A 22,996-nucleotide genomic window follows, 5' to 3' on the forward strand; every position below is an offset into this window, starting at 1 on the left:
AAATTTGCATCTTTTTTGAAGTTTTTTCGGGCAGCTGCAATAGCTGCCCGTAGCTGTTCCATACGGTATTCATGGCTCATGCTTCCTTTCCAGATTTCTCCGTTCCTAAAAAGTCCTGCGTAACATATTCTATCTCAATCCGATCCCCAGGAAAAACATATACCCTGTTGATAAGCCGGTCTATCAGCGATTGCGTCAGGACATCGGTGCTGCCTACTTCCTGAACAATTTCCCGCTGTTTCAGCCTCGCCTCATAATCACTCTGTATCTGTTTGGTCTGCGCTGTGATAGCGGCATGGACATTCTTGGCCTGTACCAGTTCCGCGTCATATACTGCTTTCTGTGACCGGTAGGTTTCCAGATCGATCTCGCCAAGCGCATACCGTTCATAAAGCTGCCGTTTGCTGTCCTGTATAGCCCGCAACTTATCTTCATGCTCGGCCTGCTGGACCGTCTGTAAATCCAGCTTATCTTTACTGCCGTCGATTCCCAACGCCGGACACATCTGCGCCCGGATCGTCTCAAAGACTACCTGCTCCAGATCAGCCATCTTTACCCGCACGCCATGACAGGGAAAACTTTCTGACACTTCGGAATGACGGCAATAAAACCATGCTCCATTTCTGAGTGACATAGCATGATCGCAGCATCCACAAAACACCTTTCCCCGAAGCAGATAGTCACGCCTTTTTTTATTGGGGAGGGAAAAACGCTTAATAGAAGTATTGGCCTGCTCAAACAATTCCTTGCTGACAATCGCGGAATGATGGTCGGGGATTTTGAACCACTCGCTTTCATCTTTGAGCTTCATGCAGCGGCTGCCGATTTCCTGCACCTTGCGTTTGCCGATTATGTAGGTGCCGATATACCGCTGATCCTCCAGCATCCGCAGGACTGTTGAACTGCTCCATACGCCGTGTGTCCTTGACACATTATAATGGTCTTTTCCGTTATCCCTCCGATACTCTCCAGGCGTGGGAATATGGAGGGCGTACAACTTGCGGGTGATCTCTGCTGCGGTATTGCCTTCAGCCGCCCATTCAAATATCAGACGGACATTTCCCGCAACATTTTCGTCCGGCTCCATACGCCCGTCTGCGCTTTTGCGGTAGCCGTAAGGACAGATAACGCTCTGGTACTCGCCCCGGCGCATCTTCGCATATTTGGCGCTTTTTGTTTTCATGGACATATCACGGCTGTAGCACTCGCTGATAAGATACTTAAAGGCAACATCAATCCCTCCGGTATCTCCTTTGAAATTGACGGTGTCAAAATCGTCGCTGACAGAGATAAACCGGGTGTGATAGAGCGGAAACACCCGCTCGATGAAATAACCGGTCTCAATGCTGTTGCGTCCAAACCGGGATAGGTCTTTGACAATGATACAGTCGATACTTCCTGCCTGCACCATCGTCAAAAGCTCCTGCACTGCGGGACGTTCAAAATTCGTACCCGTATGGCCATTATCGACAAACTCCAAAACCTCGCCATTATCCCATTCCGGCAGCGACATGGCTTTTTCCCGCAGGATAAGGCGCTGGTTCGGAATACTCAAACTTTCTGTCTTAATATCCTCCACGGATAACCGAATATAAAGGGCAATTACATATTTGCGCATGACTCCACTTCCTTTCCCTGAAATTCACTCTTAAAGCGGAAGGTCACATGAATATCCCGTTTGTGGTCTATCTCGATCCGCTCAATCAGCCGGTCAATCAGTTCTGCCGTAAGCAGGTGATCCTTTGCCAGTGACTTTGCATCCTTTTCCATAGTCCGGTAGCGTACAAACTGTTCGTCGAGAGCATCCATATCCCTTTCAAGCTCGGTGATCTCACCGGACAGTGTATTGATGGATTCCTCATAATCCGCTTTCAGTTCAAAGTATTCCTCGCTTGTCAAAACACCCTGTACAAAGTTCTCATATAGGCCGCGGATCAACCGGCGTTTCTTTTCAATTTCCTGCCGTTTGGATGACATCTGGCCCCTGAGTTTATCCTTTTCCTGTTTTTGCCTTGCCTCCAACTGAAAGAGGGGGAGAGACATTCCCAGGGCAACCGTCAGCTCTTTCTCCAAAACAGATGTGACCGTAGCGATCAGCTCCGTTTCCTGTATCATCACACCCTTGCAGCTATCTTTTTCTACCCGGCTGTTGGTAAGGCAATGAAACCAGTAAATATCCGGCCCTTTTTTGCGCTCCGCCCGCTGCCGGTGGAGACTCCTGCCGCAATCCGCACAGAATACCTTTCCCTTAAAGATATTGGGGGTATATGGTTTTTTTGGCACAGCCTTGCTTTGCTCGCAGACCTGTTTCCGATAGTCCTGTACCGCCTCAAAAACCGCATGGCTGATAATAGGCTCATGGGTATGCCTTGCAACGATCAGATTATCGTCTCCGGCCTGTACCTGCTGGTGGTCTACAATTTTGGTCTTGCCCTGTACCAGATCACCGGTATAAACCTCACTTTCCAGTATCTTCATTACAGTACGGGTCTGCCATTTCCCGCTCCCGATCAGCCCAGGGCTGGTAATTTCACCGGTAGTCTTTTTATAATGGCTTGGGGCAGGAATCCCCATTTCATTCAGATTACGCACAATACGGTTTAACGCTACACGCTCATAAGCCCACTGGAAAATCTGCTGCACAACAGGAGCGGCGGCCTCGTCAATCAGCAGTTTATGACAGTTCTCCGGGTCTTTCCGGTAGCCGTATGGAGCCCGTGCGCCAATATAGTCACCGTCTTTCATGGCCTGCCTTGCCTGGGCCTTGATCTTCCGGCCAATATCCAGCGAATAGGCTTCATTTATCATGTTTTTCAGCGGAAGCATAATGCCTCCGTGAAGATTGCCGGGGTCTGCCGTATCAAACTGATCTGTAACCGCAATAAAACGGACATTGTGCGTGTAGAAATACTGTTCGATATAATAGCCGGTATCAATGGAATTACGCCCCAGGCGGGATAGGTCCTTAACAATCACACAGTTGATATAGCCTGCCTCAATATCCGAAAGCATCTGTTGAAAGCCCGGACGATGGAAATTCGTGCCCGTCATGCCGTTGTCGATATAGGTATCATAGACGACAAAATCCGGTTTATCAGCAAGAAAATCATTCAGGACCAGCTTTTGGTTTTCCACCGAACATCCCCGTTTCTTGTTATCCTCCACGGAAAGCCGGATATACAGTGCTACATGAACATATAAAGATGGTACTGGCTCAGCCGTGATTACTGTTTCTTTTCTGCTCTTTCTTGCCATTTAACCCACCTTCCTTTCCGCGGCCTGTTCTACGATCTGCTCTGCCAGGGCAACCGCTTTTTTGTATTCGTCCTGATAATTAAATTCAATATGCAGCTCGTCCTTGCTAATCACGCGAATACTGCGGATAAGCTGCATGACTGCGCGGCGGTCAATTTCCTCCATCGTGGAAAACTGCATGAAGTGATTGATCCAGCGGTTCCGCTCGCTGCGGTTTTCCAATACATCTGTCAGCCGTTCCTCCCATTCCGCAACTGCCTTTTGCAGCAATTCAATGTCCGCATTGTATTTCCGCTTGTAGGATAGATATTCTTCTTTGGTAAGAATCCCGCTCACCAGATTTTCATAGAGCTTCGTCTTGAAACCCTCAATCTGTGCCAACTGTTTTTCATTGGCTCTGATCTGTCCGGCGTATTCCTGGGCCAGTTCCCGGTTGATCCGTTCCTGACTGATACTGGACAACAGCGAATCCAGAGAAGCCACATTTTCAATATGGCCCTTTAAGCTGTCCTGCACACACTCGATCAAGTCGTCCTCTTTCAGCATCACAGAGGAAGCGCAGCCATTCTTTTTGCCCGTAGGGCAATAGTAGTAGTGGTATTCCTTGTCTTTGTAGCGGTTTGTCTTACGGGTCATGCGGCAGCCGCAGCATCCACAGATCAAAATACCGGAGAACAGATATACCTTATCCGATTTAGGAGAGGTCCGGGTGTCAATCCGGCGAAGTCGCTGAATCAGGTCAAAATCGTGTTTCTGGATAATCGCCTCATGGGTGCCCTCTACACGAATCCACTCGGATGAAGGCTTATCCTCACGCTCCTTCAATTTGAAGTGGGGCGTTGTCTGTTTTCCCTGCACCAGTGTCCCGGTATAGGTTTCGTCCTTCAAAATGCGGATGATGGTAGTGGCAGACCATTTACAATCCTTACGGTCCGTATAGCCGCCTTTGGCATGGGGCATCCCGTGATTCCTCTTATAAGCCAGCGGAGAGAGAATACCCATGCGGTTCAGTTCATCAGCAATATGGGAAGCACTGAATCCTTCCAGACGCTTTCTGAAAATATCCCGTACCACACCCGCTGCATACTCGTCAACTTCCAAACTCTTATGCTTGTCGCCAGTTTTTACATAACCGTAAATAGTAAAAGCTCCAACAAAATCACCGCTGCGTCGTTTCACATCCAGGGCACTCCGGGTCTTTACGGAAATATCCCGGCAGTATGCCTCGTTCATAATGTTTTTTACCGATACGGTGAGATCATCTGCAGCGTCATTTTCCGTGTCTACATTGTCATTGATGGCGATAAAACGGACGCCGTAGGCCGGAAATACCCGACGCATATAACGGCCCGTCTCTATGTACTCACGCCCCAGGCGGGAAAGGTCTTTTACAATGACACAGTTAGCCTCGCCCTGTTCGATCATCCGCATCATTTCCTGAAATGCTGGACGGTCAAAGAGGACACCGCTGTAACCGTCGTCAATCTTTTCTGCCACAACCTCAATCTCCGGGTGCCGGGCAATGAAATCATCAATGAGCCGCCGCTGATTGGCAACGCTGTCACTTTCCACCGACTTGTCATCCGTATAGGAAAGACGGATATACTTAATAGCTTTATAAACCTGCATAAAAAAACACTCCTTTCGTTGCGCAGAAAAATCCCCGCAATTCAAGAAGTGTGGTTATGCCGTATTCAATTCCTTTTCCGACTCTTATTGTACCACGCTCTTACGGGAAAGTCAGCCCTTTTCTGGAAGAAATTTTGCTTCACCGTAAAATACCCTTGATACATTCCTCCAGGGTGGCACCGCCAGGGGCAAAGCTGGCCCGGACGGTAAAACGTCCGCACTTAAAACGGTAAGGGTTTTTGATCTGGCGCACAAATTCAGTGATTCGTTCCTCGCGGGGAAGCTCCTTATCCACGGTGACATCCCGAATGTCTACCAATGAACCGCTTCCGCCAGCAGTAATATTCTCCATAATACCAACTCCTTCCTGAAATTACTGGTCTATCAAAACCACATGAATAAGCCGGACCCGCCCTATAAATAGAAACAGGTCCGGCCCATTGTATCTGATTTCGATTTTGCTTGCCGTATTTGCCACGCCCCCCGGCAGCTCTGTCTACACAAAGCGGGGTTGCCATAGGCTGCGGCCAGCTTTACCGCATCATAGCCCCGCAGATGCCGCCGCTTTGCCAGAGCAAGCGCACACCGCAGGGACTTCCCTTCAAGTCCGTGAGAGATTGTGAAAAAGTACCATTATGATCTGCGCCGTCGTCGCGCCCGGCCTGCCACAGCCGGGTCAATGGATTGCGTGGATCGCTCGGACAGCCGGATTCATCACCTCCCTGGCTGCCTGTCTTTGCGCCGCTCCATTTGCCGCTCGGAACACAGAATGACGTACCCATAGCAACGTATATTCGGTTGTCAAAGTGCAACGAGGGCACGGCCATTATGACATTTTATAGTTGGGGTGGACCAGAGCATGTGCTGTATGGCCGCACCCATTGGACTTGTCTGCCGAATATGTCCCTCTATTATTCATTTCATTTTCGGGGGCAAAGTTGCCGTCTGTCAGGAAAGTTCTTTCAAAAACTTTTCCAAACTTCGCAGGCCGGCATTGATAGAGCGAGTAATTCGGCTCTTATGGGTGCCCTCCGCTTTTGCAATATCCGATTTGCTCATGCCAAGAAAATAGTGCGCATAAATCCGATTCCGCTGTTTCTCCGGCAAAGAGGCAAGTGCCTGATACAGCCTGGCATTTTCTTCTTTCCGTTCCAAAATATCCGCAGGTGTCAGGACAATTACCAGAGCGTCACGCTCGACATTGGCATCATAGTCCAGCGAAAAATATGCTTTGTGCCGGTATGTACGCAAAATATAAGCCGCCTCATTCAGCTTATACTCATGGAGCAAATCAGCCACTTCGTCCGGCACTTCCACAATGGTATCAGTTGTATAAAACGGGTAATAATCCCGCAGATTGATCTTTTTCATTAGATTATCCTCCAATTTCAATTTTTGAGTTGATAGGCAAAATCGAAATCAGAGGGCGGGGAGCGACAGCCAGGAGTTCCGCCTACAAGAAAAAAATCAGATAGGCTTGTCCGCCTTTCAGATATGAAAAAAGCGCGTACCTGTTTTATTTCAGGAACGCGCTCATAGGAATATTTTGTTGAGTATTGGGGAAAAGGATAAAAATATGTCGATACAAAAAGCGCCGCAGCGTTTTGAGCTGCGGCACTAAAAGATTTTCGGCTATATCGTTGTCGGTTTCTGTAGAAATATTGGACCTTCCAAATGTGCATGTCTGCCCCCATACCTGGGGGAGCACAAACAGATTAGAACGGTATTGCTTTTATACTTCCCCCAATCTGTTACTTTGGGGACATTATATAGGGTATAGTAATCAGCCTCCGTTCACCTTTTTCTCAGAAGTTAATCAAGATGTTGTAATTTCACTTCTTTTGCTGCGTTGTGTCAAATTTATATCCAACACCGCGCACACTGATAATATAATCTGGAATGTCCGGGGATATTTTGAGTTTTTGCCGCAGCCGACTCATTATGTTATGAATCGCAGTTAGTTCGTTCTCAACATATTCCTCACTCCATACATGGTAGGCTATGGTTTCAAAGGTCATTACTCGTCTTCGATTCATAAGCAATAAGTAAAGGGCATTAAACTCTCTGACCGACAAATCTACCTTTTTCCCTTGGACAGCGACCTCTCTTTCTTCCAGACAAAAATACAGATCACCTTCCCGAATTTCTGTTAAAGGTTGAGACGTATCTATCCGTGCGCCAAAAGAATCCGGGTTAGTACATGGGATGGCCGAAAAGCCCTGCTGTTGTTCTGTTTCAAGGACAAACTGTATCATTTCGCGTTTCTGCTCAACATCAAGCAAAACAAAAAGTTTCTCACCAATCTGCCGGCCATTCTCCGATAAATCAAGTACCGCTAGTTTCCCATGTCATCACCTTCCTTCCTTAAAGCGTCTTTCAATTTCTGAAAGGATTCCTCGCTGATTGCGTGTTCTATCCGGCAGGCGTCTTGCTCTGCCGTTTCCTGATCGACACCGGCAGCGACAAGCTGCTCCGTAAAGAATCGGTGCCGTTCATAAATTTTCTCGGCAATCTCCCGGCCTATGTCTGTCAGATGGAGAAAACCATCTTTATCCACGGTCAGAAAGCCACCGTCCCGCAGGACACCTACTGCATGGCTGATACTCGGTTTGCTAAAGCCCATGTGTCGGGCAAGATCAACAGAGCGTACCATGCCGGATTTCTTTTGCAGCATTAGTATGGCCTCTAAGTAGTCCTCGCCTGACGCATGAAGTTTCATCCGTTCCTCCCTTATGTAAGGCTCCATCCAGCAGATTTTTTTCGGATATTGACAAATTCCTGATAAATTCCGGCTTTTGCCATAAGCTCATCATGGGTTCCCTGTTCGCTAATCTGTCCATTAGAGATTACCAAAATCTGATCTGCCTGCCGGATGGTATTCAGCCGATGTGCAATTACAAGTAATGTCTTACCCTTGACCAGCTCATTGATTGCCTCCTGAATGTAACTTTCATTATCAGTATCGACACTGGCTGTTGCTTCGTCTAAAATTACAATCGGGGCATCTTTCAGAATACAGCGGGCAATAGAAATACGCTGTTTCTCGCCGCCGGACAAAGTAGCGCCGCCCTCGCCAACAACAGTCTGAAATCCATCCGGCAGAGCCATGATAAAGTCATAACACCGAGCTTTCTTAGCTGCCTCATAGACTTCCTGTTCAGTGGCGTCAGGTTTGCCCATGCTGATATTGTTATAAATTGTGTCTTGGAATAAGTACACGCGCTGGAATACCATGCTGATTTGTTCCATCAACTCAGCCAGCGGCACATCCCGAATATCCGTCCCGCGAACCGTTACCGTTCCAGATTTCACATCCCACAGCCGCGCCAGAAGGTTCGCAATCGTGGATTTGCCACCGCCAGACGGTCCCACAAGTGCGGTCATGGTATTCTTCTGCATAGAGAAGCTGATGTTGTGCAGGACTTCCTTGTCCTGATAGGCGAAGGCCACATCGCTAAATTGTACTTCTGGCTGATCCGGCTGTGCCTGTGACAGAATATGTTGATTTCCGTTATCGGGAAGTTCGGGCTCGTCCAAAACAGCTTCAATGCGGTCTAATGCGGCATTCATCACGGTCAGTCGGGTTGCTTCTCCATAAAGAGCTTTCAGAGGCCCAAAGAGATCAAAGACAAACAGCAGCACGCCCAAAAGATAAGCCAGGGAGAGTACGCCTTCCTGATGTAAAAAAACGGATAAACCGAAGATAGCGGCAATACCCACGCCATAGAGAATGTTTAAGCCAGTGGTCCACGGTGTCATTTTCTGCTCAAACTTCGTATTGACATCCCTTGATTTTTTGAAGTTTTCCGTTAATTCGTCAGATTTTTCTCCGAGCAGATTGTAACTTTTGATAACCCCAATTCCTTCAGCAAAAGACAAGACCGCATCCGTCAAATTCTCGCTTTGGTTTTGACGCCCGACAGCCTCCTTGAAGGAAACCTTATTCATATATTTTGCAACCAGCGATGCCAGCAAGGTAATGATTACCGCAATCAGCCCAAGTCTCCAATCCAGTACGAACATAAAAACAGCTAAAACCAAAGTAGACAGCATATAGCTCATCATGTTGCCAATGGTACTCATAGAAACTTCCTCAATGAAAACCATATCCGTACTGAGAACAGAGCTGATTTTGCCAATATTCCCCGATGTAAAGTAACCCATCGGCATTTTTCTTAAATGATTTCCCAACTCCATCCGTTTATCAGCAAAGATCATAAATCCAGCGGCACTTTGCAGACGGTCGCTCAAATAGTGAACCACTGTCTGAACCACTACAACAGCTAATAATCCAAGTCCGACAAACAGACAGGTCTTTCCAGTCAGCGTATTATCAGCAAACCCGGCAAAGACAATAAACGCCATGAAGATCGGCATTTTGGAGAGAATGGACTCGACAAATGCACATAGAAATGCAGCCTGAATACGGCTTTTATACCTCCCGGAGAGGTTCAGGATTCTTGAAATCAATGCAAACATTTATCTTCCCTCCTTTGCAGTAGATACTTTCCACTCGGCGCTGTCCTGAGCCGCTTTCCACAACTTTTGGTATTCTGGGCAAGCTTGAATCAGCTCCTGATGTTTTCCGGTTGCCACCATCTTTCCGTGATCCATAACGCATATTTGATCTGCGTTCATTATAGCGGGAAGTTTGTGAGCGATAACTACCAAGGTTTTTCCCTTCACCAGCTCCGCAATAGCAGCCTCCATTTTTTCCTCATTTTCTGGATCAGCATAGGCCGTGGCCTCGTCAAGCACTACAATCGGGGCATCCTTCAATATTGCTCGCGCCAGGGAAATTCGCTGGCGCTGCCCCCCGGAAAGCATTTTCCCCGCATCGCCCGCCATGGAGTGAATACCTTGCGGCAGCTTTTCCAGAAACTCCATACACTGGGCTTTCTTCGCCGCCTCCATTACTTCCTCATCGGTAGCATCCAAACGTCCAAGACGGATATTTTCCAGCAGGGAGGTGTTAAACAGGTACTGATCCTGAGCCACATAGGAAATGCGGCTGTTCAATGCCTCCAGGCTCATATCACAAAGTTTCTGCCCGCCAATGGAAATGCTCCCTTTCTGCGGGTCATAGTAGTGGATCAACAGTTTTGCAAGGGTGCTCTTGCCAGAACCGGATTCACCAACCAGGGCAGTTTTTTGTCCTGCTTTTGCCACAAGGGTAATATCGTGGAGGACTTCGTTTTCCGCTATTATCGGTTTCCCATCTGGGCCAGGCTGTGTCGTTTGATACGCAAAGGAAACATGATCGTAAGAAATGTTAAAATCCTGTCCGTGGAAATCATCCTCAGCAGCTTGCAGCGGTGCCGCATTTAACATCTGTTCAAGTGCCGTGATCTTATAATTCAGATTCGGAATCGTCTCCATAAAGCCCAGTGCTTTCAGGAGAGGAATCCCAATGCTGAGGGAAAGGCAGAGGACTAAAATCAAATCAGGTAAAGTGCTTATGCCACAGAGAACAAACCATGCCCCAAGAGGCAAAGTCAGAATAACAGTGCAGGGCAGCAGACTTCCGTATATCGCCATCCAGGGCCAGGCGGCCTTATACCATGCCAAGGTATAATCCCGATAGTCCGTTACATCCTTGCGGAAGTTCTCGTAAGATTCACTCTCCCGGTTGAAAACCTTGACAACCTCCATACCATTGATGTACTCAATGATCGTGTTGTTCATTTTCTGTGCAGACTGATAGTAGGGACCCATGCGCTTCATTCCAACAGAGTACATAATGACCATGGAGAGCAGGCTGATCGGGATAGAGGCCAAAGACATAAGAGCCAGTTTCCAGTCCGCACAAAACATAGCAACATAAATCACCAGCGGGATCAGCAAATTTGCGATACCCTCCGGGACTGAATGAGCAAGGAGCAATTCCAAGCTGTCCACATCATCGACAAACAGCTTTTTGATTGTCCCTGTCCCTTTTTCCTCCACAATGCCAAGGGGAAGTTTCTCAAACTTCTCTTGCAGAGATACCCGCAGCCGGAACAATGTGTTATATGCTGCTTTATGAGAAATTGATAATCCCCATCCATATAAAACCGCCTGCAAAACAAGACAGATCAAAACCCCTATAACACGCAATAAAACAAATTCTGTCTCAACAGAATCGCCCATAACCAATGGCGAAATGACCTGATAGGCCAGCACAAAAGGCAGGACGCCCATAAGAACGCTGACCAGTACGACAACCGTGGCCACATACATATTTTTCTTATATGGCCCTGCGTACTCAAAGATTTTTTTGAACATAAGCCCTCCTTATATTGAGCCGTACTGTCTGTGCTTCAAAAACAAGAGGCCGCCAAAGTAAAGCGGCCTCTTATCATTATCTTTCTGTCCAGTCAAGGCGGCCCTGACATTCATAATTTCTAAAATTCACTGGCGGATTCGGAAAAAATCCAAAACCTTTTTACTGCCGGATTCGTCCAATGGATAGCTTTCTTTTATTTGCCCTTTTTCCATATGGACTACATACGAACATCCCGCCATCACCAACTCCGGATCATGCGTAATAACAAGAAGCGTTTTGCCCTGATCCGCGAGTGACTTCAAACTCCGCGCAACTTCCCACATATGTTTGAGATCAAGCCCGCTGGTTGGTTCGTCAAACACAATGATCTCCCGGTTACTCACAATGGCAGATGCGATCGCTACCCGCTGTTTTTGCCCGCCGGAAAGAGAAAGCGGGTGCCTGTCTTTATATTCCAGCAGATCAAACTGTTTAAGGATTTCATCTGCAACAGTTTCATCCTCGTTGTCCATGCTCAGAAGCACTTCATCCATCACGCTTTCGGTAAATAGCTGATGGCTGGTATCCTGCATTACCATGTAGCAATGTTTGAGCCGGGCTTTCCAATCAAGGGTTTTCCCGTCAACCTGCAAAAGGCCACACTTCTTTTCCAGTCCGCAAATACAGCGGGCCAAAGTAGATTTTCCAGCGCCATTCAGGCCGATAATGGCAATCGTTTCTCCAACAGGCAGTTCAGCACTCGGAATATGGAGGCTTTCCGGTTCCCGCTTTTTATACGCAAAGCAGAAATTTTGAAATTCCATCAGTTTAGCTGTATGCGCCTGATACTGATTCGCGGGTTTCAACTTCGAGAGAGAAAACGGCCGCAGCCCCATTTCTTTTCGAGTGCTATCCGATAAACTGTCAAATTCAGCAGGCGTGTATTCCCGTTCAATCTCCCCATCTTTTACATACAGCACACGATCTGCAAGATCGTGAAGGTAGTAAAGGCGGTGTTCTGCAATCAGAATTGTTTTGCCCTGCTTTTTCCAGAGGCTCAAGACCTGCCGCAGGTCATCAATAGCAGCCATATCCAGATTAGAAGATGGTTCGTCAAGGACCATAATTCCCGGTAGCAATACACTTGATGAAGCACAGGCTATTTTTTGCTTTTCGCCCCCGGACAGAGCAAACACGCTTCGCCCCATCAAATCTTCAATATGATAATCGGAAACTGTACGGTCAATCCTTTTCAGGATATCTTCCTGGGGATAGCCTAAATTTTCACAGGCAAAGGCTAATTCACTATCCGTATCCACGTTGAAAAACTGACTTTTGGGATTCTGGAATACAGATCCCACCATAGCAGCCAAGTCATAAAGCGGCGTATCTGATACGCTTTTTCCGTCCAGAAGGACATCACCCTCTAAATTGCCCTCGTAATAATGAGGCACCAGCCCGTTTACCAAACGGGTAATCGTTGTTTTCCCACAGCCGGATTCTCCCGTGAGTAAAACAAATTCCCCTGTGTTTATGGTGAGATTGACATTTCTAATCCCTCCGCCGCTGGATTCTTCACCATAAGAAAAAGAAACATTTTGAAAATCTATCATGGCAAAATCCCTCCTGCGGAAATTATCGGGGAAGCAATCGCCCAAAATACTACAAAGCAGCAGAACAAAATCAGCACCACATCAGCGAAATTGAATTTAAGCTGACAAATATTTGTCCGTTTAACGGGAGCGCCAAGGCCACGGGTAATCGCAGAAGCGGAAAGTTCCTCCCCAATTTTCACGGAACAGGTAATCATTGGAATCAACTTATACTCCAGTATTTTTGAAGATTTTTTCCCACCGAGTTTAATCCCCCGCATTTTCATGGCATCACTGATTGCTTCCGACTCTTGAAAGACAGTTGGAAAAAAGCGGAACATGACAGTTAAGGGGATTGTCACTTCTTTAGGCATGTGGATTCTTTCCATGCCCGAAATCAATTCACTAACCGTTGTTGTTTTGACTGCATACGCAGCGATTGCAACGCTGGGAAGGATACGGCAGAAAAATCCTGTTGTAAACAGCACGAGAAAATTCAATATTCCTGTAAGGTGTGGTAAAACATAAACTTGAACAGCGTAAAAAACAGAGAACACAGCAATATAGCTTACGGCTTTTACAAATTGTTTTGAAGTAAGCAACAACAGTGCCGGAACCGCACAAAGAACAAGGCGGATCAGCCCCATAGCCTCTCCGCCTGTTCCTCCCATGACAAAAATACTTATGATGAAGATGAGCAACAGCTTTGTACGCGGATCAAGCCGCAACCCTTGTTCTGTTTTTTTGCTGAGCAGAATTTCCCGCGCCATTACGCAATACCTGCACGCTGGAAGTGCTTTTTACAAATTGCTTTGCCAAGCAGACCGCCGACAAGTCCGAACACAAAGCAGGCAACCAGCAGAACAGGAGCAATCCACATCGGCATATAGCTATTAAGCGTAGCAGCATATTCCGCACCATAGCCTTCAGTCAGCATAACCATATAGCTTTCGCGGTTCAGGAAAATGGGAGCAAAGTTGCCAAACACCCAAATGCTGAACACGCCGCAGGATAGAACGCTGCTCTTTGCGCTTTTATATCCGCCGTTTTTCAAAATTACATCAGCAATCAGACCGCCAACCAGCCCTGTTACCATCGTAAGATAGCCGTTACCAAAGAACACCATGACCAGGCCGATCAGGAAACCCATGATTGCGGTCATCCCGAATTTTTTAGCCTTTGTAACATACAGCATATAGGGGATGCCACCAATCAAAGGGCACAGCACCGCCATCAGCGGAATAAAAATGGGGATGAAGCCAAGCATCGCCACCAGCATGACAATAACAACATAGATAACCGTGTAAATGCCAATCGTGATTAAGTCCTTTCCCTCAAGTCGGGAAGCACTTTTTTTCTTTGCATCCATAAACAATATCCTCCTATCCTTGTACGGAAAAATAAAATGTGGCGTAGTTAGCATAATCTAACCACACCACATATTGTAACTGTTACCGACAATGAATCCAACCCAAACCCGATTTCATTCTACCCAAAAACGGTATTTTTTTAGGTTTAGCCAATCGTATTTTCATCTTTATAGTTCTTAGGTATTACTCCATATTTCTTTTTGAACGCAGCCGCAAAATTGCTTGGTTTTGAATATCCAACCAGCGTTGCGATCTGGCTTACATTCAAGTCGCTTTCCAAAAGCAGCCCTGCCGCTTTTTCCAGTCTTTGATCTATGATGTATGCGTGAACCGATGTCCCAAATAAAGAATTAAATCCCTTTGTCAGCTTGGAAACACTGATATTGACCTTTTTCGCCAGTTTCTCACAACTCGGTGCAAAAGCAAGCTGGCTGTCGATAATCCGCTTTGCCTCGGTAATTGAGTCCCTGTCACTTTTAGAAATGCTGATATAACTCGATGAAAGAATACTGAGTTCCAATACTTCACTCAAATACACGGACAGCAATTCAAAGACCTTGCTTTCCAGAAATAAATACCCTAAACCGCCCCGGTATTGCGTAAAATCTTTTAACTCCGCAAAAATATGTTCCATATACGGGGTGATACTCACTTTTGAAATGCCAGTCAATAATTTTTTCTCATAAGCATCTATCTCACTATCTTCAAAGTAGTCACTCAAAATTTTATGAAAATAGGGCATGGGAATTTTTATATTTTTGAAAAGAAAGTTTGTCTTTCCGGAATAACACAGATATTCCATCTTACCATGTCCTCGATAAATACAGGATTCGCCTTTCTGTATGCTGACACATTGACGTGCATCTGCAATATTCCACGATACGCCATCATTAAAGCAAAATAAAAGTTGAATATAATCTTCGCAGCTTACACCCTGCACATTCATATCTGAAAAATAATTCATTTTCCAGTCTGATACAACAGCTCCTTGCTTTGTAACAACCTGTGAAATCTGACCTGTTCCCATATCAGCCGGAATATCTATTGTCACTGTCTGCGGAGAGTTGGAGAGCAGATCATGGTACAGCTTTGTCATGTATTGATTTGTCATTGTGCGCCCTCCTTTTGGTTAGTTTTAGCTAATCACAGTCTACACCACTTGCCTTGAAAAGTCAATTTATCTCTGTGGAATATGCAAAGATTAGAGAACAAAACTGGTTATCAGTAATTCACGATACTACCGGCAAGCAATGCAATCTTCCGTAAGATTGCGTATTTTAGAGGATTTCCCGTTGCCGTGAAACCCTCTAAAATGCTTGTTGGTGACATATCCCCAAACCCCTGAGATCGTCACCTGCGGTGACGGCTGCGCGTTCCTTCGGAACGCTGAAAACTGGGAGCAACATAAAACTATTGTCGGGATTTTTGCTTGTCTTTCTGCTGCTCCTGAGACGCAGGAATGTCCAGCAGATAGTCCACATTGGCCTTGATATTGTGAAGCTCCTTCATATCAGACCGGGCCTGCTTATAGGCGGCATAGGCTTTCCGTTTCTGTTCCAGCAGACCGGCGTATTCCTCTCGGAGCGATTTGACGGAGGGCAGTTTTGTGATTCCTATGCTGTCAAAATATTTCTTCGCCGCCTGGTGTAATAGAATATCCGCCTCATGCTCCGCCCGGAACTTTTTACTATAACCAGCCTTGCGGTATTCCACATAGACCGCCCGCGTCTTGGCATAGTTCACGATCTGTTTCTGCAATTCTCCATTGGCGGTCATCTGCGATTCCAGTTCCTTGATCTTTGCCGACAGTGCATTAAAGCTGATGGTAGCCGCAGCAGCTTTTTCCAGCAAATCTTCATAGCTCATATCTCCATGCTCTTTCAGGTAGATCACCGCCTGGGAGAGCTGTTTTAAGTTAAATACCTTCGCCCAGCGTTCATAGCCCGGTCCCTTGCCGGCCCGGACCGCTGCCTCAATATCCACCAGCAGCCCAGCCTTTGGAACGGGCTTTTGCGAAAAAGTACGGCGGGGTTTTGCCGTGCGGGTGCCCTCGATCCGTTCCTGTATCGCCTGCTCGGTATAGTCGCCTTTCAGCGTATTGCACCGGGTATAGTTTTTCTGCCCCGGCCCCCGGAGCCGGAGGTTCTTGCGTTCCCGGTTGACTTCGATTCCGGCAGCCTCCAGCTTCTTCAGGAAGTCCTCAAAGTCTTTCGGCCTTTCTTCCAGGGCCGCGTCGATTGCCCGGCGTAGCTGCTCCTGGAAGGAGGGCTGTTTCGTATTTCCCAGCCATGTGCCATAGTGGTCCCTGCTGGGTTTTGGATTTTCCACGATAGACAGACCGTGCTCCAGACACAGCTTGTCATTCATGCGCCGGATCGCCCAGGTAGAGCCCCAGAAGTTGCGGAATTTCCGGGTGCAGTCAAGGGCGGTGGAATTGATGATGATGTGATTATGAACATGGTGCTTATCCACATGGGTACACACCACAAAGGCATGATTGCCCTTTGTCAGTTTCAGTGCGAGCTCCCGCCCGATCTGGTTCGCTTCTTCCGGCGTGACTTCGCCGGGCTTGAAGGCTTGCCGGAGGTGGTAGGCGATCACATCATCCGCGCCCCGGTCCCGCCCGGTCAGGTTCAAATACTGCCGCTTGGAAAGAAGGAACTCCGCATCCGCGATTCGGGTATCACACTCATAGCCATAAATGAATTTTCCAAAATCCGTTTTCCGCGGATTCTCCACATAGTCAATGATGTCCGCAATGGCCGTAGACACATCCCGCCCTTTTCCCACATGCAGCGGCATTAGTCTTGTGGTTGCTATCAGGATCACCCCCTTGCCAAAATGAAAGAGCTGCCCGGAAGGACAGCCCTTGGTATGTATTCGTTATAGTGCCGGTGTATCTTTTTACTTTGGCATCCGCCCGCCGCATTTCCATAGTGCCATCGGGTGATGTTCAACACGCGAGAGAATATCAGCATCGTCAAACAAAAGGCCCGGCTGATAGTTTCCCTCTGCAAAAGCCTGCCAGAAGGACAGCTCCGTATCTTCCGGTTTTAGAATCGCGGCTAAATAATCCTTTACCTGTTTCTGCGCACAGGCCAGGTCAAAGCGTTCTCCACGGCGCAGCACCGGTGTAAGGTCCGTCCTGATTTTCCGTGCGGATATGCTGCCGATACCATTGAGGTCAAAGTATTCCGGCACGGTTTCCGAAGCAATCGCCGCGTAGAACATGATACACTTTCTGAAAAGCGGTTCCTGCGTCTCGTCAAACAATCCATACTTTTGCATATTGAACATATCATATAAATCCCGCGGGGCCGCCCGGTTTAAGAGGGCGACCGTCTTTGCGGAGAAGATTTCCAGAGGATCAACGTTTAATACTGTAAGCTCCTGATCGTTCCATGGCAAATAAACCGGTCTGCGGGAAACAGGCAGCACATGGCAGCGGAGCATATAGTTGATCTCAATTTTCAGGTTGTCTTTCATTCCTCCGGCATTCACATACTCGTACACGAAGGAATCCAGCGCGTGGTATTGCTTTGATTTCAAACTCAGCGTATAGCCGGAAGCCGCCATGTATTTTTGTATGTGTTCATTGATCTGCTCCCGCTCCGCTAGCATAGCTTCCCTTGATACATCCTTTGAGAAATCCAGGTCTATATCAACCGACAGGCGGGGCAGATCAAAAATCGTCAGATTGATCGCCGTGCCGCCTTTCAGGGCAAGGCTGTCCGCAAGCAACCCATCGCTTTCCATAAAAGAAAGAACATCCGCGAGGCGGCAGACTTTCTCAAAGGTGTCACGGACAAAGCCGAGTTCTTTGGCCTGCCTGCCAAGCGTAATACGGTCAAAGCGCATCATAATCAGTTACCCCCTTATTTATGATCGTTTTCAAATCTTTTGGAGCAAACAGTTTCCATCTGTTATGAAGGACAAAATCGCCCTGCTTTTCAAAGAGATAGGTTTTACTGGCAGAAGACCGTTTTTCACATTCCACAAAAAACGGTTCCGGTAAAGACAGTTCCTCTTTCCATGCTTCAAGAATAAATCCGGCCTTTTGATATAGCTGCGCCCGGCCATACAGTTCCAGCGCGTCAAGCAGTTTGCTGTAATCAAGCGAAGGAATCAGGAGAAGGCAGCGCAACAATTCTTCCAGGCCTCCGATTTTTTCAAAATCCGCTATACTGTCTATCACGGTCCGCTCTAAAGAAGTCACGCGGATGCCGGTGTCTGTTTTTATGATGTCCGTATTTCCCCGGCAGGCCATCGGACAGTAATTTACGCCGTCATAAGAGAACGGGCGGACGCGCTTTTGGGTGGTGAAGTACACATCATAAAAAACCTGGTTCGCATATCCGTAGTATTCAAAGGCGCTGTGGTGGGACACACAGGCATCGTCTGTCACGCGGGAAGCTATCTGGTAGCGGTTCGGGATCGCCTGTCCGGTTTCCATGCTGATGACCGCATATAGATTGCGGCGCACACGCTCGATATATCCTTTTTGCAGATAACTCTTTATCTGCCATACAGCGGAACTTTCTGATCCGGCGAGCTGCACCATATCATCATGTGTAAAACAGCGCAAAGCGGCAAGCTCTTTGTATCGTTCCATTGCACAGCCTCCTTTTTTGTTTTCATTATAACGCAAAGCAAGAGAAAATACAATGGTTTTGAACGGATTTAGAAATAATCGTTTTTTGAACTGCACGAAGCAATAGGGAAAGTATCTGTTTTGTGCGAATTTGAAAATGTATTAACGTTCCGGCTCTTTCCGTTTTGTTGGTGCATGTACGGCTGCCGTCCGCTCTGTACTCTGTTTTATGCCTTCGCGGATCGAGACTTTCTTCCCATGTTCCTTTGTATAATCGAGCCGGGCCTGCGTAAGAAAGAGATCGACAAGTCCGGGGTGGCTACGATCCACCACAAAGTAAACATTCCGATCTTGGCCGAAGCCGTCCGGGTTCTCGTAGACCGGAATGGTTTTCGCCCAGGCTTTGTTATCGCGGGAAATACGCCCATCCCAATCCTTTTGCCGGACCGTGCCCGCAAGCACATAAAACATCCGGTCATAACCGAATTGTTCCAAAACCTGATGTACTGCCTCCGTTCCGAGGCGGTTATCCCGGTAGTGATCGGCAATGGCCTGTTCGATTGCCTCCTTACAGGCGATATTTGCCTTATAGGAAGCACGGTATTGTTCCAGTTCTCCATGCTCACGCACATAGGAAGCCGGATAGATATATAGCTGTGTTGTGTCTTTCATGTGATCCCTCCAAATAGAAAAAGCTGCCTTGTGAGACAGCCCCGAATAGTGAAAAAGAGGGCGGGACACCGAAAATGCCCCGCCCATAAGTTTATCCAAATACAAAATCTTTGAGTGCGTGGTTTGCGCCGCCGATCATCCCGACCAGCCAGGCCGCCGCCATTGGCAGACCGTAGGGGCTTATCAGAAACGCGATCACCAGCCATGCAAGCCCGGCCCACACTCCGGCAGTAAAGAACAGCACCAGCGACGCCAGAAATACAATGCCTGATAAAATCCCCAGCACCGCGCCGGATGCGATCACCAGGAACTTGCACACCAGATAAAGAAGCCCCGTAACCAGGACAAAGGGAAACGCCAACAGTTTGAATATCAGACGCATAGGTCAAGCCTCCTTCCACGGGAAAATATCATGTCCCTCTGCCAAAATTCTACCGTGCCGGTTCCCGGAAAGCAACGGCTATTTTCTCCGTTTACGAAATGTTTGCAAATCCCCGGAGCAGCTTATCCATACCATTCCACAGGTCATCCAGCCGGGTACGCAGATCTTCCACATCCGCAGCATAAACGCTGCCGGTTTCATTGGCACGCCGGGTGTACTGGTTTAAGTTGTTGGAGCAGATACGAAGGAGGCGTATCATTTCCTGAATGTCGCCCATATCCAGGTGAATGATGTAACCGTCCACCGCCATTTTGCGGAGATAAGCGGAAAGGTTGGTGATCCCCAGCTCTGCCATGCGCTCTTTTATCAAAGCAGCCTCCGCCTCGGTCAGAACAAACTCCACACGGACAGACCGCTTATCCCGTCCGCCCTTCATCGGTCCAGCCCGCCTTTATGGGGTGCGCCTCTACCGGGAGCAGCGACGGCGGCCTGGGCCTCTTTGAGCCTGCCGCGCATGGACGCCTTTTTTAATTTTTCCATGTATTCCTGAACATTGCCCGGCTTTGCATGGTAATCCCGTTTCAGCCGTTCCCGGCGCAGGATCACCGCCAGCTCCCGCTCGCTTTCCGGCGCGTACTGCATGGATTTTGGCGTGCCGTGCTCCGGCATAAGCTCATTGATCTGCCGTCTCCGGGACTGATAGGGCAAGGTAAACTGTACGCCGTCCTCGAATGTCACCGTTACCCGGTCAATGGGACAGGACAGTGATTTCACCCGCTCCACATGGGAAGGGTAATCCAGAGGGTAGATGGTGCCGGTCACTTTTCCATCCTGCAAACCATCCAATGTAAGGGCATAAGCTAAAATCGGGTCATTCGTCTGCTCATGGTAGAACATCCACACTTTATTTTCATTGCTTTCCTGTAGATACACCTCCCGCTCGCTCAAACAATAGGTGCCGCAGGGCCGTGACATCCAGAGAAGGCGCCGCTCCTCCGGTTCTCCTGATAAGGCCACCTTTTGGATCAGTTCTTTATCCACGTCAAAATCTTCTTTATAATGCTGTGTATGCAGTTCTACGACCTGCCCCAGAAAGTCCAGTATGTCTACGCCTTCAAATTTGGTCCCCATACTCAAAGCCCCCTTTCCGGGACAGGCGGTGTGATCTGCCTTGCCTCATGCTCCGGGCGCTCGGATTTCAGGCGGTCCAGGACAGAGGGCTTTTCTTCCGGCAAGGTCTCCGGGGCAAGCTCCCGGATTTCCTCGTGGGTCTGGCCGTCCGTCAGGTCCGGCTTCACCGGGGGCTCGTTGTTCAGCCTGCCGTCCAGCATATTATAATTGCCGGTCTGTCCTTCCTCGTAAAGCTCCGCGTTCCGCAGATAGCTTTCAGGCGGCTGGAAGGGCTGCCCGGCGAACAGGATTTCCCGCTGTGCTTCAAACTGCCGGAGAACGCCGTTTTGTAGCCGGGCAAACTCCGCATACTGATCCGATGTAAGCCCACGCTCCAGCATTTCCGCCTGAGAATGGGCCCAGCCCTCACCGTAGAGGAAATAATACATATCCGCCCGGTCTGTGACAAAGCATAGGGAGCCGTCGCCGTTATCGTAATAGGAGGTAAGCCCGTCCTGATAGTGATAGTGTTCCTCGCGGCCCAGATAGACCCGGTTGTCTGCCGCAAGCATGGCGACCATGCCGGCATAATTGCTGTGTACCGCGGAACGGATTTCCACCAAAGGGTCCGGATCTTTGGAAAGCTGCCTGCCGGGAATCTCATTCAGTTTTTCCATCGCCGCGTTTCGGGGCGTCTGTTCCTCATGGGCGCGGGCAGCTCTGTCCGGCTGTGTTCCGTCCTTTCGGACAGCACCCGGTTCCGGTTCCTTTTCCTTTACAAAATAGTGGACGTTGGCAGTCGTGCGGCTGTTACACTCCTTCGCGTAAGCCTCGGCTGTCTCCTGGGAGGCAAATTCAAGGGGCCTGCCGGCCTCCTTGCACCAGCTTTCCGCCCGCCCAAAGATTGAAGCGGCGCTGCGCACCGCCCATACACCGTAAGTCTTTTCTTTTTCCATCGGCACCTCCTGTTATCGTTCCTGCTGCTTTTCCGGTTTTAGCCGGGCAGACGGTTCCGCTGTTTTCGTTTCTTTAAGCTGCTGCCGGAGGGAGGGCCTTTGTTCCGGCTCCGTATCTGTGATATTCACATACTCGCCGATGATACAAAGCGCCTCGCCATAGCTGCCGGAAGCAAATACCCGGTCCTTCATTTCCTTTGCCTGGTCTGTAAGCCCATGCTCCCGCAAAGTGCGCTCAGCGATCCCCACCAGGTTAAAAATATTGCCGTCCTGCCCGATCAGCGCGCAGTCCGGCTTTTCCGGCTCCGGCGCCGGTTCCCCGATAAACCCGCCCAGACGGTTGGGGACAAAATCAGAGAGCCATGTGCCACCGAAAGTCTCATGGGTCTGCAAACGCCACATGGCAAGTTTCCCAATCTCCAGGTCCACACCCTCAAAGGGATAGAGCAGACAGGGAGAATCATTATACTCAAAAGCAAAAATATCCTGGAACTTCGCGCCGTTTTTCAGAATACCGGCCTCGGTGAACATTTCATTGATCCCGTCAAGCCATTCCTGCAGCTCGCCGCCGCAGCCCTGCAAAATCAGGCCGCCTTTTCCCTCCATACGGCGAAGGTCCTCTGTTTCAATATGGTTGATACTCAAAAAATCGCCTCCTATCGTTGTTGTTGGTTTTCTTTCCTGTGCCGGACAGCTTTGCCCTCCGGCGTTTTCCTTAGCTGCTGCCGGAGGGAGGGCTTTTGTTCCTCTTTCTGTAAATCCGTAAGGATCGCAGATAAGGGCTGTTCCCACCGGCTCCCGAAGCCCCGTACCACCGTTCCGGCCAGAGCACCGTTTTCCCTGAACATTTCCAGCGTGTCAAAAGCCCGGTCAAAAAGAGAAATGTTTCCGGAATCTACACATGGGGCAAAGTGGATCACCCCTTTGGGATAGTTCCTGCCGGTCCCGATCCAGCCCCGCACAAAATCGTCAAAATCTTTTGTGATTCCCGCATCTGCCAGCTCCACGGCATGGCTGGCATTTACAAGACTTGTTTCCTGATACTGGCGGCCCAGGACCAGCACGCCGGTCTTTGGATTGAACAGGAAGCGCCGGTTGCCGATCTGCTGCATGTCAATGGCCTGCGTCCTGGTATCGATCCGCATGATCTCCGGCACAATCGGTATTTTTTCTATAAGCATCCCTCCAAACTGTC

General features: G+C 48.5%; 23 protein-coding genes. All 23 read right to left on the reverse strand.

Annotated features, from left to right (window positions below):
* Nucleotides 1–76: 76 nt before the first annotated feature.
* The 23 genes from KFE17_14090 to KFE17_14200 all read right to left on the reverse strand — a co-directional run bounded on the left by KFE17_14090 (nucleotide 77) and on the right by KFE17_14200 (nucleotide 22,982).
* Nucleotides 77–1,618 carry a recombinase family protein gene (locus tag KFE17_14090; protein QUO31922.1) on the reverse strand — a complete coding sequence of 514 codons (1,542 nt, stop codon included), beginning with the start codon at nucleotides 1,616–1,618 and terminating at the stop codon, nucleotides 77–79.
* A complete protein-coding gene (locus KFE17_14095; GenBank protein QUO31923.1) occupies nucleotides 1,603–3,255 on the reverse strand; it encodes a recombinase family protein in 1,653 nt (550 codons plus the stop codon). Before KFE17_14095 ends, KFE17_14090 begins: the two co-directional genes overlap by 16 nt.
* Nucleotides 3,256–4,884: a recombinase family protein gene (locus tag KFE17_14100; GenBank protein ID QUO31924.1), complete on the reverse strand. Its 1,629-nt coding sequence runs from the start codon at nucleotides 4,882–4,884 to the stop codon at nucleotides 3,256–3,258. It lies immediately after the preceding gene.
* 139 nt (nucleotides 4,885–5,023) lie between these two features.
* Nucleotides 5,024–5,236 (reverse strand): hypothetical protein, encoded by a 213-nt coding sequence (locus KFE17_14105; GenBank protein QUO31925.1) that lies wholly within the window; start codon nucleotides 5,234–5,236, stop codon nucleotides 5,024–5,026.
* A gap of 596 nt (nucleotides 5,237–5,832) precedes the next feature.
* Complete coding sequence (locus KFE17_14110; GenBank protein ID QUO31926.1) at nucleotides 5,833–6,255, reverse strand: sigma-70 family RNA polymerase sigma factor; 423 nt, start codon at nucleotides 6,253–6,255, stop codon at nucleotides 5,833–5,835.
* A 461-nt stretch (nucleotides 6,256–6,716) separates the two neighbouring features.
* Nucleotides 6,717–7,139, reverse strand: coding sequence for a winged helix-turn-helix transcriptional regulator (locus KFE17_14115; protein QUO31927.1), 423 nt, complete (start codon nucleotides 7,137–7,139; stop codon nucleotides 6,717–6,719).
* Nucleotides 7,140–7,219: 80 nt separating this feature from the next.
* Complete coding sequence (locus KFE17_14120; protein QUO31928.1) at nucleotides 7,220–7,603, reverse strand: metal-dependent transcriptional regulator; 384 nt, start codon at nucleotides 7,601–7,603, stop codon at nucleotides 7,220–7,222.
* Nucleotides 7,604–7,614: 11 nt separating this feature from the next.
* Nucleotides 7,615–9,363: an ABC transporter ATP-binding protein gene (locus tag KFE17_14125; protein QUO31929.1), complete on the reverse strand. Its 1,749-nt coding sequence runs from the start codon at nucleotides 9,361–9,363 to the stop codon at nucleotides 7,615–7,617.
* Nucleotides 9,364–11,148 (reverse strand): ABC transporter ATP-binding protein, encoded by a 1,785-nt coding sequence (locus KFE17_14130; protein ID QUO31930.1) that lies wholly within the window; start codon nucleotides 11,146–11,148, stop codon nucleotides 9,364–9,366. It lies immediately after the preceding gene.
* Nucleotides 11,149–11,274: 126 nt separating this feature from the next.
* Nucleotides 11,275–12,741 (reverse strand): energy-coupling factor ABC transporter ATP-binding protein, encoded by a 1,467-nt coding sequence (locus KFE17_14135; GenBank protein ID QUO31931.1) that lies wholly within the window; start codon nucleotides 12,739–12,741, stop codon nucleotides 11,275–11,277.
* Nucleotides 12,738–13,490 (reverse strand): energy-coupling factor transporter transmembrane protein EcfT, encoded by a 753-nt coding sequence (locus KFE17_14140; protein ID QUO31932.1) that lies wholly within the window; start codon nucleotides 13,488–13,490, stop codon nucleotides 12,738–12,740. The genes KFE17_14135 and KFE17_14140 overlap by 4 nt, the downstream gene beginning before the upstream one ends.
* Nucleotides 13,490–14,089, reverse strand: a complete 600-nt coding sequence (locus tag KFE17_14145; protein QUO31933.1) for an MptD family putative ECF transporter S component — start codon at nucleotides 14,087–14,089, stop codon at nucleotides 13,490–13,492. Before KFE17_14145 ends, KFE17_14140 begins: the two co-directional genes overlap by 1 nt.
* A 146-nt stretch (nucleotides 14,090–14,235) precedes the next feature.
* Nucleotides 14,236–15,201, reverse strand: a complete 966-nt coding sequence (locus KFE17_14150; protein ID QUO31934.1) for a helix-turn-helix transcriptional regulator — start codon at nucleotides 15,199–15,201, stop codon at nucleotides 14,236–14,238.
* Nucleotides 15,202–15,500: 299 nt separating this feature from the next.
* Nucleotides 15,501–16,910 (reverse strand): relaxase/mobilization nuclease domain-containing protein, encoded by a 1,410-nt coding sequence (locus KFE17_14155; GenBank protein ID QUO33732.1) that lies wholly within the window; start codon nucleotides 16,908–16,910, stop codon nucleotides 15,501–15,503.
* A gap of 84 nt (nucleotides 16,911–16,994) precedes the next feature.
* Nucleotides 16,995–17,951, reverse strand: coding sequence for a nucleotidyl transferase AbiEii/AbiGii toxin family protein (locus KFE17_14160; protein ID QUO31935.1), 957 nt, complete (start codon nucleotides 17,949–17,951; stop codon nucleotides 16,995–16,997).
* Nucleotides 17,938–18,702 (reverse strand): transcriptional regulator, encoded by a 765-nt coding sequence (locus KFE17_14165; protein ID QUO31936.1) that lies wholly within the window; start codon nucleotides 18,700–18,702, stop codon nucleotides 17,938–17,940. Before KFE17_14165 ends, KFE17_14160 begins: the two co-directional genes overlap by 14 nt.
* Nucleotides 18,703–18,843: 141 nt before the next feature.
* Nucleotides 18,844–19,353 carry a DUF3849 domain-containing protein gene (locus KFE17_14170; GenBank protein QUO31937.1) on the reverse strand — a complete coding sequence of 170 codons (510 nt, stop codon included), beginning with the start codon at nucleotides 19,351–19,353 and terminating at the stop codon, nucleotides 18,844–18,846.
* Nucleotides 19,354–19,444: 91 nt separating this feature from the next.
* Nucleotides 19,445–19,735, reverse strand: a complete 291-nt coding sequence (locus KFE17_14175) for a hypothetical protein (GenBank protein QUO31938.1) — start codon at nucleotides 19,733–19,735, stop codon at nucleotides 19,445–19,447.
* A gap of 91 nt (nucleotides 19,736–19,826) precedes the next feature.
* Complete coding sequence (gene mobC, locus KFE17_14180; protein ID QUO31939.1) at nucleotides 19,827–20,171, reverse strand: plasmid mobilization relaxosome protein MobC; 345 nt, start codon at nucleotides 20,169–20,171, stop codon at nucleotides 19,827–19,829.
* Complete coding sequence (locus tag KFE17_14185; protein ID QUO31940.1) at nucleotides 20,168–20,866, reverse strand: hypothetical protein; 699 nt, start codon at nucleotides 20,864–20,866, stop codon at nucleotides 20,168–20,170. The genes mobC and KFE17_14185 overlap by 4 nt, the downstream gene beginning before the upstream one ends.
* Before the next feature lie 2 nt (nucleotides 20,867–20,868).
* Nucleotides 20,869–21,801, reverse strand: coding sequence for a DUF4316 domain-containing protein (locus KFE17_14190; GenBank protein ID QUO31941.1), 933 nt, complete (start codon nucleotides 21,799–21,801; stop codon nucleotides 20,869–20,871).
* A 12-nt stretch (nucleotides 21,802–21,813) separates the two neighbouring features.
* Nucleotides 21,814–22,446: a hypothetical protein gene (locus tag KFE17_14195; GenBank protein QUO31942.1), complete on the reverse strand. Its 633-nt coding sequence runs from the start codon at nucleotides 22,444–22,446 to the stop codon at nucleotides 21,814–21,816.
* An 11-nt stretch (nucleotides 22,447–22,457) separates the two neighbouring features.
* Nucleotides 22,458–22,982 (reverse strand): hypothetical protein, encoded by a 525-nt coding sequence (locus tag KFE17_14200; GenBank protein ID QUO31943.1) that lies wholly within the window; start codon nucleotides 22,980–22,982, stop codon nucleotides 22,458–22,460.
* Nucleotides 22,983–22,996 lie beyond the last annotated feature (14 nt).

The sequence above is a fragment of the Faecalicatena sp. Marseille-Q4148 genome, assembly GCA_018228665.1.
In the GTDB taxonomy this organism is placed as follows: domain Bacteria; phylum Bacillota; class Clostridia; order Lachnospirales; family Lachnospiraceae; genus UBA9414.